Annotated in this window: 14 protein-coding genes; 9 read left to right on the top strand and 5 right to left on the bottom strand. The window is 42.6% G+C overall.

The window, feature by feature from the left end:
* Positions 1-25 precede the first annotated feature (25 nt).
* Positions 26-637 carry a hypothetical protein gene (locus tag SY85_RS11095; RefSeq protein ID WP_066404475.1) on the bottom strand — a complete coding sequence of 204 codons (612 nt, stop codon included), beginning with the start codon at positions 635-637 and terminating at the stop codon, positions 26-28.
* Positions 638-1,216: 579 nt separating this feature from the next.
* Positions 1,217-1,792, bottom strand: coding sequence for an outer membrane beta-barrel protein (locus SY85_RS11090; RefSeq protein ID WP_066404474.1), 576 nt, complete (start codon positions 1,790-1,792; stop codon positions 1,217-1,219).
* A gap of 500 nt (positions 1,793-2,292) precedes the next feature.
* Here SY85_RS11090 and SY85_RS11085 point away from each other — a divergent pair, with 500 nt between their 5' ends.
* Together SY85_RS11085 and SY85_RS11080 are read left to right on the top strand one after the other, a co-directional pair.
* Positions 2,293-2,700: a BlaI/MecI/CopY family transcriptional regulator gene (locus tag SY85_RS11085; protein ID WP_066404472.1), complete on the top strand. Its 408-nt coding sequence runs from the start codon at positions 2,293-2,295 to the stop codon at positions 2,698-2,700.
* Complete coding sequence (locus tag SY85_RS11080) at positions 2,690-4,708, top strand: M56 family metallopeptidase (RefSeq protein ID WP_066404470.1); 2,019 nt, start codon at positions 2,690-2,692, stop codon at positions 4,706-4,708. Before SY85_RS11085 ends, SY85_RS11080 begins: the two co-directional genes overlap by 11 nt.
* 126 nt (positions 4,709-4,834) lie before the next feature.
* Here the strand turns inward: SY85_RS11080 and SY85_RS11075 are convergent, their stop codons facing one another.
* The 3 genes from SY85_RS11075 to SY85_RS11065 all read right to left on the bottom strand — a co-directional run bounded on the left by SY85_RS11075 (position 4,835) and on the right by SY85_RS11065 (position 7,569).
* Positions 4,835-5,326, bottom strand: coding sequence for a hypothetical protein (locus tag SY85_RS11075; RefSeq protein ID WP_066404466.1), 492 nt, complete (start codon positions 5,324-5,326; stop codon positions 4,835-4,837).
* Positions 5,327-5,590: 264 nt separating this feature from the next.
* On the bottom strand, positions 5,591-6,979 hold the full coding sequence (hisS, locus tag SY85_RS11070; RefSeq protein ID WP_066404464.1) for a histidine--tRNA ligase: 1,389 nt from the start codon (positions 6,977-6,979) through the stop codon (positions 5,591-5,593).
* Between the two features lie 110 nt (positions 6,980-7,089).
* Positions 7,090-7,569 carry a low molecular weight protein-tyrosine-phosphatase gene (locus tag SY85_RS11065; RefSeq protein ID WP_071890984.1) on the bottom strand — a complete coding sequence of 160 codons (480 nt, stop codon included), beginning with the start codon at positions 7,567-7,569 and terminating at the stop codon, positions 7,090-7,092.
* 359 nt (positions 7,570-7,928) lie between these two features.
* On the opposite strand from SY85_RS11065, the gene SY85_RS11060 reads away from it, so the two are divergent.
* The 7 genes from SY85_RS11060 (at position 7,929) to SY85_RS11030 (ending at position 13,754) form a co-directional block, all read left to right on the top strand.
* Positions 7,929-8,786 (top strand): energy transducer TonB, encoded by an 858-nt coding sequence (locus SY85_RS11060; protein WP_082886375.1) that lies wholly within the window; start codon positions 7,929-7,931, stop codon positions 8,784-8,786.
* A gap of 39 nt (positions 8,787-8,825) precedes the next feature.
* Positions 8,826-9,068 carry a hypothetical protein gene (locus SY85_RS11055; RefSeq protein WP_066404458.1) on the top strand — a complete coding sequence of 81 codons (243 nt, stop codon included), beginning with the start codon at positions 8,826-8,828 and terminating at the stop codon, positions 9,066-9,068.
* A 41-nt stretch (positions 9,069-9,109) separates the two neighbouring features.
* Complete coding sequence (locus SY85_RS11050) at positions 9,110-9,997, top strand: PstS family phosphate ABC transporter substrate-binding protein (protein WP_226999064.1); 888 nt, start codon at positions 9,110-9,112, stop codon at positions 9,995-9,997.
* A 93-nt stretch (positions 9,998-10,090) separates the two neighbouring features.
* Entirely contained in the window at positions 10,091-11,779 is a 1,689-nt protein-coding gene (locus SY85_RS11045) for a tetratricopeptide repeat protein (protein WP_066404454.1), read from the top strand.
* A gap of 233 nt (positions 11,780-12,012) precedes the next feature.
* Positions 12,013-12,423, top strand: coding sequence for an NADH-quinone oxidoreductase subunit A (locus SY85_RS11040; RefSeq protein WP_066404453.1), 411 nt, complete (start codon positions 12,013-12,015; stop codon positions 12,421-12,423).
* A gap of 61 nt (positions 12,424-12,484) precedes the next feature.
* Positions 12,485-13,069: an NADH-quinone oxidoreductase subunit B gene (locus SY85_RS11035; protein WP_066404451.1), complete on the top strand. Its 585-nt coding sequence runs from the start codon at positions 12,485-12,487 to the stop codon at positions 13,067-13,069.
* A gap of 82 nt (positions 13,070-13,151) precedes the next feature.
* Positions 13,152-13,754 (top strand): NADH-quinone oxidoreductase subunit C, encoded by a 603-nt coding sequence (locus tag SY85_RS11030; RefSeq protein ID WP_066404449.1) that lies wholly within the window; start codon positions 13,152-13,154, stop codon positions 13,752-13,754.
* Positions 13,755-13,791 lie beyond the last annotated feature (37 nt).

Genomic DNA, 13,791 nt, shown 5'->3' with positions numbered 1-13,791 from the left:
AACAACCTCTATGCTTAACCACTGTTTACCACCCACTGCATGTCCAGGTACTATAATACCCCTGTGTAGCATAAAAGCTTGTACCACTATCTTGTTTAGTCACTATTGCTTTTGGCTTTACCACTTCTTTCTGTAATTGTCCCTGCTCACTCACCTGCCAGGACGATAAGCGGCCAGTAGTAAGCTTTTTGCTTTTGCGTTTGGGTTTAGGTGGAGTATAAGTTGGTAGTGAAACCAATTTGGGTGCATTATCTGTTTCTACAGTCATCGTAGGGATAGTCTGTTCAACAGTTGGCTTCACCTTTCCAAACTCCTGCAACAGTAAGGCCTTGATCTTTTCCTCCGTCATGCCTTTGCGCAACATCCGTACGGCCTTACCTGTTAGCTTGCCAAACAGCCCATGTTTGCGCACTGTCTTGGGCAGGGTGTAGTACCACTTGCGCACCATTTTAGAAGCCTCCTTGAACTCCCGCTTGCGCAGGCACAGCAGTGGGTAGTGTTCGTCCTGGCTCATGCGTTTTTTGGTACCAGTGGTGGGTTCGCCTTTTAGGCGCATGTAGTACCTGCCGTTCATCTGGTAAAACACCATATCGTCAATCGTTCCGGTAATAAAGAGTGGTCCTGCCTGTCGTGCCATAGGGTTGTTTTTTTAAGTTTAATACTAAATTATTTAGTAAAAATAACCCTTCCTTTTTATCCTTACAAGCCGCAGCCTCTTTAGTTATACACATGTAAATTGCCTTGAATGTCACACGCCGGCCCCCTCGAAGAGCAGCCCTCTTGCTTTTGGCAGGCGTAATTTATTTCAGCAGCTGCTCTCCCTCTCCAATCAGCCATCAGCCATCCTTACATCAGCCATATTCCCGCAAATCCTTAAATCTCCCCCAATCCCGGTTCAGACATCCTCCACCTTACGTCATACGTCCTTCATAGTAACGTCTAGGAAACGTCCTATAAGTCAGTAGGGAACGTGTAGGTTCACCCGTACCTCACCCGTACCTCAGCCCTTCCTCACCTGATGCCTCACCCGTATCCAGACTTAGTAGATGCTGCAATAAACCGTAAGAAATAGTAAAGAAAAGTGGAATAAGTAGAGAAGAAATAACCACTTTAGAGAAGACGCTAAAGATACCAAATTATCCTCTAAAAATAGTGGTAAAACCTAATGGGCGCGCCTGTATCAGCAAGCATTAGAAACAGATAGTAATACTATAAGTTAGAACCGATAAGCCGTGCCTATAGCCACACCTACATAGCCAGTGGCTTTTTCTCCTTTATCAACGCCTATTGGAGGACCATCCATTACAAAGGGACTATTAACTTCCAGGAAAGGAATCCAGTGTTCACTGGCCTGCATTTTAACGCCCAGCCGGGGCATCATGCTAAAGCTGGCATTGAAGTCGGTTTCACCTTCCGTTGGTGATACATCATAATTAAGATTGTAAAGACTAACTCCTAAGCCCAGGCCCACATAGGGTATCAATTTGGTGGTGGTTAGCTCATATTCCGCAGTAGCTAAAATGGGTACTTGATCTAACCGGGTATTGATAAACTTATCCGATGCGTCGTTGTCGTTATGCATGCGTGCCCAGGCCAGTGTAAGACCTACCGACCAGCGTTTGTTATTTAAATGTTTGGCAGCGTCCAACTGATACAACACACCACTGCCGGTTATGGTTTTATAGCCTGTAATGGGGTTAGCTATGCCAATACCAGCACGTAACTCCCATTGCGCATAAGTAAAGGAGCTGAATAGCAGGAATGTTATAATTAGTGTAAGTTTCGTATTCATACATTGTTCCTGTTTAATGGATAATCCATTTGCATGTTGTAACAAAGGGTAGTGCATGAATGCATTGGCCTGCTTTCTTCTTTTCGATGGTACTAAATGAGGTGGTATAGCAACTATTTTATATGTAAACAGCCTGTTTGGGTTAAAATGCTTTCATCTTCTTACCCTCTTCCTAAAGTTACGCTGCTATTACAGCCATAGCAAGCCAAACAGGAGGGCTGCAGGTATACTTCTATAAGAGTTGGTGGATTAGCTAGTTGACTAGTTACTTACCAGTATAGCTATTATATATATAATGCCTCTACTATCAATAAGTTATTAATGACTGTCTGGATTACAACGGCTGCTATTTCTGTTAGTAGTAGCAGTTGAGTAAGTCATTTTAGCTTGGTGATAATTGGGATGAATGGTAAGGATCTGACGCGTACTCAATGGGATGAATGGTTAATGAGAGGGAGGTATGGTATTTCTTCGTACGAAAACTTTCCTACCTTTAGGTTATGAAAGCAAAACGTCAGCCACAGCAGGATAAACCGGAGCCTACACGATCAGAGCTGGAAATTCTACAGGTGCTTTGGGAGCATGGGCCGTCCACTGTGCGCTTTGTAAATGATCAACTGAATGAGCAAAAGCGTGAAGTACAATACACCTCTACGCTCAAGCTCATGCAGATCATGGTGGACAAAGGGTTATTGCTACGCGATGAATCCAGCATGAAACACGTATACAGCGCTGCAGAGGAAGAAGGAAAAACAAAAGGTTTATTGCTCAACAAGTTTGTAGATACGTTATACAACGGCTCCGTCAGTAGCTTGATGATGCAGTTGCTAGGCAACAAGAAAACATCAAAGAAAGAGTTGGATGCTATTAAAGAAATGATCAAAAAACTAGATAAAGATGCTCACTAATACGACGCTATTATCGATAGACCTGCATCACCTGGTTCTATCTATTTGCTATGCCTTATTGCACTCGCTTTGGCTAGGTGTAGTGGCTGCCGCGTTTGCAGGACTGGTCATCGCCGCTACTACCCGTAGTAATCCTGCTGTTCGCTATAATATGCTATTAGGTATCAGTGGTCTGTTTGTATTGGCGAGCGTTGCTTGTTTTTTTATAAGCTACAGCCAGTTGCCCGAGTTTACTAAAGTAACTACTACCGTAGGTAACCTGGAAGGAAATGTATTTGTATATGACGCGAATGTTGCTCCAGTAACAGCAACTCCTTTCTGGCAAAAACTAGTGAATGGCATCAATGCTTATGCCGATATTTTGGTAGCGTGCTGGCTGGTGGTTTTCCTTTGGAAAGCAATAAAGTTGGTGGTGGGTATGCGTGGGTTGGAGCAATGCCGGGTACAAGGAACCCAAACACCTAACGAAGAATGGGTGGCTCGTGTACAGGAACTAGCTCAAGAGCTTAAAATTGGCAGGGTTGTACAAATACTGGAATCGGTATTGGTGAAAGTGCCCTGCACAATAGGTTACTTCAAGCCTGTGATCTTAGTTCCATTAGGCATGTTCACGCTGCTGTCGCCAGCGCAGGTAGAGAGCATCCTTCTGCATGAATTAGCACATGTAAGACGAAGAGATTTTGCCATCAATATTTTCCTTGAATGCATTGAAACTGTTTTCTTTTTTAACCCGGCTGTTTACTGGCTCTTAACCGTCATTCGCCAGGAACGCGAAGTGTGTTGCGACGCTATGGTTACAGCTTACAGCAACCAGCCCAAGCAATATATGGAAGCCCTGGTGACCTTCCAGGAACAGTTTAACCAGGTGGCGTATACCATGCCATTAACAGGAAGACATTCATTATTACTGGACCGCATCAAGCGGATGATCAATAAAAAAAATAAAAACCTAACATCTATGGAGAAAATACTTTTATCACTGAGCATAGTGGCTGTTGTATCTTTTTCTTTTATACCAGCAGACGCTGTAAAGAAAACTAATGAGAAGTCAGCGCATATTCTTTCTACAAAACAAACCATAGTTGCTGCCACTTTGGAAGAACCAGTGAATGCAACTGTAATTAACACAATAGAAAAGAGCGCATTTGAAAATAGCGATCAAGCTATGGCTGATACTATTGGTAAGCCCAATAAGAAAGATAGCATTACCGGTGTGCATATCTATACGAATGCCAGTCCAACAAAAGAAATTGAGTATACAGAAATAACAGTAAAATCTGGCAATCGCTATAAAATTGGAAAGGAAAAAGGAGTGATTGTATCCTTTAGTATTAATGGTAAGGAACGGGATGTAAAAGAAGCTGCTCGTTTTTCTGGAATGATCAAGGAGATAGAAGCTAAATCAGCCCAGGTAGAAAAGGACCGCCAACAAATGGAAAAGGATCGTGTGATTGCTGAACAGCAAAGAAAAGAAATAGAGGTTCAGCGAATTGAAATAGAAAAGGAACGAGGTGAGTTGGAACAAAAAAGAGTTGAGGCAGAAGATAAAAAGGAGAAAGAAGAAATTATCATAGAGCAACGGGAAATAGAAGTAAAGCAAAAGAAAATAGAAGCCGAGCACAAAAAGATTGAGTCGCAACAACGGAAACTAGAGATGCAACGGCATCAAATGGAAGCAGGTCAAAAAAAGCAAACGCATTCTTTGCATAGAGAACATTCGTTTCATATACAAGATTCCCTCACAGCTATACAAAAGCAAAAGGTAAAAGATGTTATCCAGTTACTGGTTCAAAATGGTGTTGTAAAAAATGCTGAATCCGTGCAGTGGTTTTCTCTTACTAAAGATGCATTAATGGTAAATGGCGCCAAGCAGGATGCTTCGCTTCATGAGCAACTGATGAAAACAACTTTTACAATTCCATCTAACATGGGCTTGTATTATGGCGATGTGCCAGGTACTGCCTTTGGCTACAAGTTTGGTAAACATGAAATCAATGTAGGCAAATAAGAAAAAATAAAATCCAAATTCCAGAATCCAGAATCCAAATTTCAAGGAACAAATCTGAATACTAAAACTCGAAATGCGAAAGGCCTGATTGTAAATGCATCTTGCTATGTTCAAGCTGGCTGCTTTTTATTCTTTCTTTTTAGTTGCCATCTTTACTTCTCCATAAGTAGGAATTTGCTGCATAATAGAAGCCCTGATCTGCGTTAGCAAGTATACTTCAGCCTGATAAAATTCAAAGGCGATTACTGCATTTGTAGCAGCTTTAATTTTCTTATAATATTCTTGCAGGGTTTTTTCCTGAGACACGCGGTTGTTAAAGTATCTGTGGGATAGTGAGTCGGCTACTGCTGGTGTCATATTGCCGTAAGATTGGGCGGTTTGTTCGTATAGCTTAATTCTTTCTTTTGCCTGTGCTATGTTCTCTTTTTGATACTCGTTGTAAATCTTCCAGAAGGCAACAGAGTCTTTACCACTAACGGCTACAAGTTTTGCAATGGCTTCTTTTTTCTGAACGCCTAATAAGTTAACCATGGCTTCGGCTTCGGCATCTGAGGTTTGTGCGTAGGTGGTGATGGTGGCATAGGTGCAAAAAACTGCCATGAAGATATATTTCGACATAATGCATTTTTTTGCAAGGTTGGCATTTACAATCGAATGTCAAAGGATCGTAGTTTTTTCGTGCAGATTTGTGCGTTGGATAGTACGCTGTGGATGAGCTAAGTGTAGAAGTGCAAATTTCAGATTCCTATGAGCCAGCAATAGTCTTAGAGAAGATTGTTGTATGTATTATGGATAGACTAAAAGTAGAAGTGAAGAATGTTGTATAAAAGAAACAACCTGCTTTTACTGCAGGCTGTTTCTTTTATATGTTGTGTGAAATGATTAGAAAGAATAGGATAACAGTTCTTCTTGCTTCAGGGTTTGCTGCTCGCCGGTTTGCAGATTTTTCACCACCAACATTTTGTTTTCTAATTCGCGGCTACCAAGGATCACTGCAAAAGGGATATTCTTCTTTTCAGCATATTTGAACTGCTTGTCCATCTTCACATTCTCGTGATAGATTTCAGCAGCGGTTCCTTGTTTACGCAGTTGCTGCATCAGTGCATATCCAATTTTGGCTTCTTCAATCCCCAGGTTAAAGAATAATACTTTGCTGCCTTGAGCAATGGTCTGGGGAAATAAGTTTAGTTCTTCCATTACATCATAAATGCGATCGACGCCAAATGAAATACCGGCACCTGGAATGTTGGGTACTCCAAATAAACCGGTCAGATCATCATAACGCCCACCCCCACCAATAGAGCCAATCTTTACGGTGGCTGGAGCCTTTACTTCGAAGATAATACCCGTGTAATAGTTTAGACCGCGGGCCAGCGTGAAATCGATGATGGGTAGTTGAGTGTGCTCCATTGACAACACATACTCTAGTTCTTCAATCCCCTTGTTACCAATTTCTGATTGTTGAAGTAGGGCCTTGATATGTTGTAGCTTTTCTTCGTTAGATCCATCAACGTTTAAGTAGGTTTCAATAGTGGTAATCTGTTCGGTGGTTAAACCTCGCTGGGTGAGTTCTTCTTTTACTTTCTCCAGGCCAATCTTGTCTAGTTTATCAATAGCAATAGTGATATCTAACATCTTATCGGCGCCACCACAAAGTTCTGCAAGTGCTGTCAGGATTTTACGAGAGTTCAGGCGCACTTCATAGCCTTCAATACCCAATTGTTGAAATACGGTGTTATAGATGTTAACAAACTCCACTTCATTGATCAGTGCATTACTGCCTACAACATCGGCATCACACTGGTAAAACTCGCGGTAGCGACCCTTCTGTGGACGATCGGCGCGCCATACCGGCTGCACCTGGTAGCGCTTGAATGGGAACGTTAGTTGCCCGTGATTCATAGCAACGTATCGGGCAAAAGGAATAGTTAAATCATATTTCAGTGCACGCTCTGTTAAGTTCTTATCATTCTTTCCTTGTAATACATTTTCAAAAGCGGCTTTGGCTTTGTCAATGTTCTTAGGGTCATTCAAACCATTATTTAGGATCTTAAAGATCAGTTTATCACCTTCCTCACCGTATTTGCCCATTAGCGTTTCTAAGTTCTCCATAGCGGGTGTTTCCAATGGCTGGAAACCATAGAGCTCAAATACGTTTTTAATGGTGGTTAATATATACTGGCGTTTGCGTACTACATCGGGTCCGAAATCACGTGTGCCCTGTGGAAGAGAAGGTTTGGTTCCTGCCACTGAAGGGGAGTTTTTTGACATGCTTTTTATTTTGATTCGTATTCTTTAATTGTTGTGTTGTATGTCATTCTGCTTCTGAAGTTGCATATATGACTTGCATTTAGGCCTGCAAGATAATTACAGTACTGCAACTACTTAGGTTCCCCCTTCGGGGGACAGGGGGCCTTTTCTATGATGGCATCACAAGCCTCACTGATCATTTGATACACCTCGTGGTAGCCTGGCTCTTCGCCAAACCAGGGATCAAAAACAGAGCGGTCCTCGCCAGGATAAACCTCATTGAGTAGCAGGTCTACTTTGGTTGCATCGTAATTATGCTTGGCTATACGCCTGATTTCATCAATCACATCATCAGACATGGCGTAGATCTTATCGTAGCGGTCAAAGTCGCCCACTACAAACTGGCGGGAGCGTTGATCACAGATATCGATACCATTCAGCTTAGCCACTTTTTGCGATAGCCGATGTGGTGGTTCGCCAATATGATAGCCATTGGTACCTGCACTTTCCACCAACCAGTTTAGGCCAGCCTGTTTGGCCTTGTGTTTTAAAATGCCTTCTGCTAAAGGGCTCCGGCAAATATTCCCTAAACACACCATTAGAATTTTCATAACGGGGGCAAAGGTAGGCCAGGGAAGGCAAATAGCTGCACGCTACAAGCTGCACGCTGCACGCATTGGGTTTCACGCAAAGTCGCGAAGGAGGAAAGGCGCAAAGAATAATGAACAAGGAACAAGGAACAAGGAATGATGAATAAGGAAGTAAGGAAATGTTCAATGCCCAATATTCAATACTCAATGTTCAATAAAGAGAGAGGGAACTATAAAAGAAGTCGACTGTTTTGCTTGAAGCGTCAGCTTGTGGCTTGCAGCCTTCCTTTCACGTCACCCATTTGACGTTTCACGATCGGCTGTTTAAGGCGTGTAGCTTGCAGCTTGTAGCGTGCAGCTTTAAACTTGGGAACTTTTTTATGGAATCTCCCCGTTCCCTGCATCTCATCATTAAACGATTAACCATGACCAGCCATGAAATTTTACAATCCAGCATGCTAGACATTCTCTTTGAGAACCGTAACAAGCAGTATGGCGCTTATGCGCTTCGGAAGTTTTATGCCAATCGCATGGGCGTAGCCTTAGCTATCAGTTTGAGTAGCGTATTGCTTTTATTGTTTTTGTTTTCACTTCCTTCTGCTCCTTCATCTGAACGCTCTTCTTTGCCGGATGTTGGTGTGGTAGAATTGACGAATGTTGAAATACCTCGGGAGGAGCTGCCGCCACCCGCACCCGTAGAGCCGCCCAAGGTGCAGCAGGTAGCACAGGTAGATTATAATAACATAGTGATAGTGCCTGATGATCTAGCTCCTGAGCCTTTGCCTACCATTAATGATATAGAAAATGCGGTTATTGGAAATCAGAATGTTGATGGTGTACCTGAGGATGGCACTCGTAACACTACAGTGAATACTGATAGCGGTGATGCCACACCAGCTCCTACTCCAGAACCAGAGAAGACCATTTTTGATCCAATAGAAAAGCAGCCCGAATTTCCTGGTGGAGTAGAGGCTTGGCGTAGTTTTTTGAGCCGCTATTTACAGGCGCCAGATGAATTGGCGGCCGGGGAGCGTAAAACAGTACAGGTGCGGTTTATGGTTAGTGCTACAGGAGAAGTGACTGGTTTTGAAATTGTACAATCGGCCGGAAATAGCTTTGATCGTGAGGTTTTACGTGTTATGAAGAAAATGCCAAAGTGGAGGCCAGCTATTCAGAATGGACATCATATTGCTGTTAGTTTTGTGCAGCCTGTAACGTTTCAAGGCGTAGAAGAATAAAAATTGTTTAAATTGCCTGCTCCCAAAACGTAGATAACGATGGAAGATTATGAGAAACAACGACGACACAAGGCTACGGGAATCCGTTCAGTATTAGATTATGTAATGGGTTTCCTGCTGTTAGGCATTGGTATTTATTTCCTGATCTATGAGCGTATGGGGTGGACCTTAATGAACCGTCCACCTTCAGATATGGATAAATTATTCGGCGGTTTGCTGGTGGTTTATGGTATCTGGCGCATTTATAGAGGTTATAAAAAGAATTATTATAAAGGAGAATGATAAAGGATACGCTTAAAAGATTCAAAAATTGGTGTTATGTTTTGGGGGCAGTTGGTTTACTAAATAGTTGTTCCAATAAAAACTCGTCCAATCAGCCCACGGATACCAGAGAGCAAGGAACGATACACATCAGTGTAGACGAATCGTTCAAGCCCGTTATTGATTCACAGATACAGATCTATGAGGCTTCTTATCCGGAGGCCAAGATCATTGCACATTACAAGCCGGAGGCCGATTGCCTGCGCGATCTGGCCGTAGACAGCATCCGTCTGATCATTACCACGCGTGGTTTCACAAATGATGAGAAAGCCTTTTTAGAGGATTCCATGAAAGTGTCGCCTAAGAAGAGTATTGTAGCTTACGATGCAGTAGCTGTAATTGTACATCCGCAGTCGGCTGATTCCATGTTTACCATGGCAGAGATCAAAGATCTGCTTACGGGCAAAAGCACATACGATCTGACACCCGTGTTTGATGGGGTGAAAGCAACCAGTACAGTTCGCTTTGTAATGGACTCCGTATTACGTGGAGCGCCATTAAGTCCAAAAGTAGTGGCAGCACAAAGTAGCCAGGGCGTCATAGATTATGTAGCTAAAACGCCTAAGGCAATTGGTTTTATAGGTGTTAGTTGGGTTGGCAACAAAGAGGATACTACACAGCTTTCTTTTTTGAAAAAAGTAAAACTGGCCAACCTGGAAAGTACAGACCGTCCCGGTGGATACGTACAGCCCGTACAGGCTAATATCTATTACCGCCGTTACCCCATGGTACGGGATCTTACCTACATATTAAAAGAGCGTCATCAAGGGCTGGGCTTAGGCTTTGCTAATTTTTTGACAACACAACGCGGCCAGCTTATCTTTAAGCGGGCGTATTTAATGCCGGCCTGGATGTCGTTCACGAAGAGAGATGCCAACCTGAGCGAGTAATATTTACAGCTAATAAGAGAGTTTAACAACTATTAAGTAAACTAGAGAACAGTTTTTGAATCTATCTTGAAACAATTATTAAAAAGAAGGAAAATGAAGAAATCAGCAAGTTTATTAACCCTCTCCGTATTCTTGACCATTGCGTCGTTTGCGCAATCGATACAGGAAGGCGTAGGACATTTGTATGCGGAGCGGTATTCGAGTGCCCGAAGCACATTTGAAAAGATGATTGCCGCCAACCCTAATAATATGGAAGCTGTTTATTGGTTAGGTCAGGTACAGTTAGCTGAAGATAATATAGCTGGTGCCCGCCAGGTATATGAAAAAGCATTGACTTCCAATGGCAATGCCCCATTGGTATTGGCTGGAATGGGCCAGGTAGAGCTGGAAGAAGGTAAAACCAATGAAGCTCGTCAGCATTTTGAACAGGCTATTAGCCTGAGCAAAGGGAAAAAAGGTACTGATCCTAATGTATTAAATGCTGTAGGCCGTGCCAACGTAGAAGTAAAGGGTGGTGATGCAGCTTATGCTATTACCAAATTAAATGAGGCTGCTCAGTTAGCGCCCAACAATGCTGATGTTTTGATCACTTTGGGTAACGCTTATCGTCAGGCAAAAGAAGGTGGTAAAGCGGTTGAGTATTATATGAAGGCGGCTCAAGGTAACCCTGCACTTGCTAATTACCGTATGGCGCTGGTGTATAAAACACAACGTAACTGGGATGTGGTATTAGACCACTTGAACAAAGCAATTGCTGCTGATCCTAAGTTTGCTCCGGCTTACTTGGAAAACTATACTTATAATATTTTTTATAAGAACGATCCGGCTGCTGCTGAGCAATGGGCGCAGAAATATATTGCAGTAGCTGATCCAAGTATTCAAAATGAGGTGTTCAAAGCTGCAGCTTTGTACCAGCAGAAAAAATATGATGAAGCGATTACCATCGGTAAGAACGTAATTGCTCAGTCAAAAGATAAAATTAAGCCTGGTACTTATAGAATGATGGCTTACTCCTACTTAGGAAAAGGTGACACAGCAGCTGCTAGGCCTTATGTAGACCAGTTGTTTGAAAAGACTGACGCTGATCAGCGTGTAGGAAAAGATATAACCTTAAAGGCCACTGTTTACGCTAAAGAAAATCCTGAGCAAGTAGTTGACATCTATTTAGATGCAGCTAAAGAAGATACCAGTCTGCGTAATAAAATGAACATATTAACAGAGGCTGCTGACTGGGCAAAGACTAATGGTAAGAAAGTGCCTGAAGCGGATATCCGTTTAGCTATCTATAAACTAAACCCTACTCCTAATCCAGCCGCTTTATTCCAGATTGGTCTGCCTTATTACCAGGGTGGTGCTTATCAAAAAGCAGACAGCGTATTCAAAGCATATAGCGCTGCTTTCCCAGACAGTACCTTTGGTTACTTATGGAGTGCACGTTCATTAGGTAGAATTGATTCTACTCAAGAGCAAGGCCTGGCCATTCCTATGTATGAGAAATTGTTGGAAGTGTCTTCCAGGGACAAAGTGAAAAATAAAGCTTACGGTATAGAGGCAGCTGCTAACCTGGCTACGTACTATGTAAACGTAAAGCAAGACAAGGATAAAGGTGTTTATTACTTGACAAAAGCGTTGGAGTTTGATCCGGAAAACGCTGGTTTTAAAGCAACCATCGACAAGTTAAAAGCGCCTGCAAAGCCTGCTAAACCTACTACTCCGGCTAGCAAGCCAAAAACCTCTTCGCCCAGCGCTACTTCAAAGCCAACTGGAACGAAGAAAGGATAATCGTCTGATTTCTTCTTAGTTATACAAAGGTCTCTCTTAGGAGAGGCCTTTTTTTATATAAAAACAGGCAGGAATGCCACGGTTGCTAGGGGTTTTAAAAGCCTATAAAGAGGGGTTTATAACCGTGGCATTCCTTATCATAGTTTTTAAAGTCAAACCTTAGAAAAACACTTATAAAGTTTAAACGCTGAGATTCAGTGGAGTAACTTATTTTTGCGGCCTATATACGTATTATGTTCCATTTATTACAGGCCGACGTTACCCGGGCGGTCGCTAATGTGAATAGTGCAGAAAGCTATCTACCCGTTGGGTTACAGTTACTTTTCGCTATAGGAATGATTGGTTTATTAATGGTTGTAACCCATTTGTTAGGACCAAAACGCCAAACATCCGATAAATTAGCCACCTTTACCAGTGGTATTGAAAGCCATGGAGAGGCACGCCAACCAGTTGCTATCAAGTATTTCCTGGTAGCTATCCTGTTTGTGTTATTTGATGTAGAAGTAATCTTTTTCTACCCCTATGCTGTGAATTTCAAAGGGTTGGGTTGGAGCGGTTTTTGGGCTGTTCTTATGTTTGTTGGCTTCTTCTTATGTGGATTTATCTACATTATTAAGAAAGGAGCGTTAGATTGGGAAGACTAAATAATGTGCTGATTAGCAAATTAGCTAATTAGCTAATTGTCAAATTATCAAATTGAATTTTATGGCTCGTCCAGTTTCGTATAATATTCATGAGAAGCCGCTAGAGCGTGATATTAGTGTGTCAGAAATGCCTGAAGGCTATCAAGGTGAAGGCTTCTTTGCAGCCCGATTAAGTGATGTAGTGGGCTTGGCTCGTAAGAATTCTATTTGGCCATTACCGTTTGCTACCTCTTGCTGCGGTATTGAATTCATGGCTACTATGGCATCGCACTACGACTTGGCCCGTTTTGGTTCTGAGCGTTTAGGCTTTTCTCCACGCCAGTGTGATCTGTTAATGGTAATGGGAACGATTGCAAAGAAAATGGCCCCGGTTGTGCGTCAGGTTTACCTGCAAATGGCCGAACCTCGTTGGGTAATGGCGGTAGGAGCCTGCGCTTGTAGCGGTGGCATTTTCGATAGTTATAGTGTGTTACAGGGTATAGACCAGGTGGTTCCGGTTGATGTGTATGTTCCAGGTTGCCCTCCACGTCCGGAAGCCATCATTGATGGAATCATACGTATACAGGATCTAGTGGGCAAGGAAAGCATCCGCAGACGGAACAGCGAGCACTATAAGAAGTTATTAAATAGTTACGGAATCCAATAAAGCTACTAGCTATGAGCTTTGAGCTACGAGTAAAAAACTCTAGGCTCGTAGCTCAAAGCTCGCAGCTCAAAGCTTATAAAAAATGGCATTGACCAACGAGTATATACAACAGAAACTAACAGAGAAATTCGGGGCACAGGCTACTGCTTTTGAAGAGCCCTATGGGATGTTGACCTTTGAGGCACCTGCAGCAATGAATCTGGATGTACTTCAATTCCTGTATGATGATGAAGAATTGAAGTTTCGCTTTTTAACGGATGTAACGGCCGTTCATTATCCGGCATACAAAGGCCGTGAGCTGGCTGTTGTTTATCATTTGCACAACCTGTTTGATAATGTACGTATCCGGTTCAAGGTATTCTTGGATATCCAGAAGCCGGATGTAAATACAGCCAGTAAGCTGTTTTCTTCTGCAAACTGGCAGGAACGCGAAGCCTATGATTTCTACGGGGTCAACTTTGTCGGTCATCCTAATTTGAAACGGATCATGAATGTGGATGAAATGGATTACTTCCCTCAGCGGAAAGAATTTCCATTAGAGGATCAAACACGAATTGACAAAGATGACGAAATGTTTGGTAGAGGTGGTAGCTTTGACTTTGGAAACCGCCAGACTGATGGTTCTCCCATGCAAATACCTGCAGTAGGAGAAGGTCATGTAGACCGAGCTACGGACAATCAATAATGTTTGCACGGTAACGGACAAACACAATTATAAGTTG

Source organism: Flavisolibacter tropicus, from assembly GCF_001644645.1.
Classification (GTDB): domain Bacteria; phylum Bacteroidota; class Bacteroidia; order Chitinophagales; family Chitinophagaceae; genus Flavisolibacter; species Flavisolibacter tropicus.
This window is presented reverse-complemented; position numbering and strand designations above follow the sequence as displayed.

What these genes read in the sequence shown, in the direction of transcription:
- SY85_RS11095 (WP_066404475.1), bottom strand. Translation starts at nt 637, where the DNA reads ATGGCACGACAGGCAGGACCACTCTTTATTACCGGAACGATTGACGAT.
- SY85_RS11090 (WP_066404474.1), bottom strand. Translation starts at nt 1,792, where the DNA reads ATGAATACGAAACTTACACTAATTATAACATTCCTGCTATTCAGCTCC.
- SY85_RS11085 (WP_066404472.1), top strand. Translation starts at nt 2,293, where the DNA reads ATGAAAGCAAAACGTCAGCCACAGCAGGATAAACCGGAGCCTACACGA.
- SY85_RS11080 (WP_066404470.1), top strand. Translation starts at nt 2,690, where the DNA reads ATGCTCACTAATACGACGCTATTATCGATAGACCTGCATCACCTGGTT.
- SY85_RS11075 (WP_066404466.1), bottom strand. Translation starts at nt 5,326, where the DNA reads ATGTCGAAATATATCTTCATGGCAGTTTTTTGCACCTATGCCACCATC.
- hisS (WP_066404464.1), bottom strand. Translation starts at nt 6,979, where the DNA reads ATGTCAAAAAACTCCCCTTCAGTGGCAGGAACCAAACCTTCTCTTCCA.
- SY85_RS11065 (WP_071890984.1), bottom strand. Translation starts at nt 7,569, where the DNA reads ATGAAAATTCTAATGGTGTGTTTAGGGAATATTTGCCGGAGCCCTTTA.
- SY85_RS11060 (WP_082886375.1), top strand. Translation starts at nt 7,929, where the DNA reads ATGGAATCTCCCCGTTCCCTGCATCTCATCATTAAACGATTAACCATG.
- SY85_RS11055 (WP_066404458.1), top strand. Translation starts at nt 8,826, where the DNA reads ATGGAAGATTATGAGAAACAACGACGACACAAGGCTACGGGAATCCGT.
- SY85_RS11045 (WP_066404454.1), top strand. Translation starts at nt 10,091, where the DNA reads ATGAAGAAATCAGCAAGTTTATTAACCCTCTCCGTATTCTTGACCATT.
- SY85_RS11040 (WP_066404453.1), top strand. Translation starts at nt 12,013, where the DNA reads ATGTTCCATTTATTACAGGCCGACGTTACCCGGGCGGTCGCTAATGTG.
- SY85_RS11035 (WP_066404451.1), top strand. Translation starts at nt 12,485, where the DNA reads ATGGCTCGTCCAGTTTCGTATAATATTCATGAGAAGCCGCTAGAGCGT.
- SY85_RS11030 (WP_066404449.1), top strand. Translation starts at nt 13,152, where the DNA reads ATGGCATTGACCAACGAGTATATACAACAGAAACTAACAGAGAAATTC.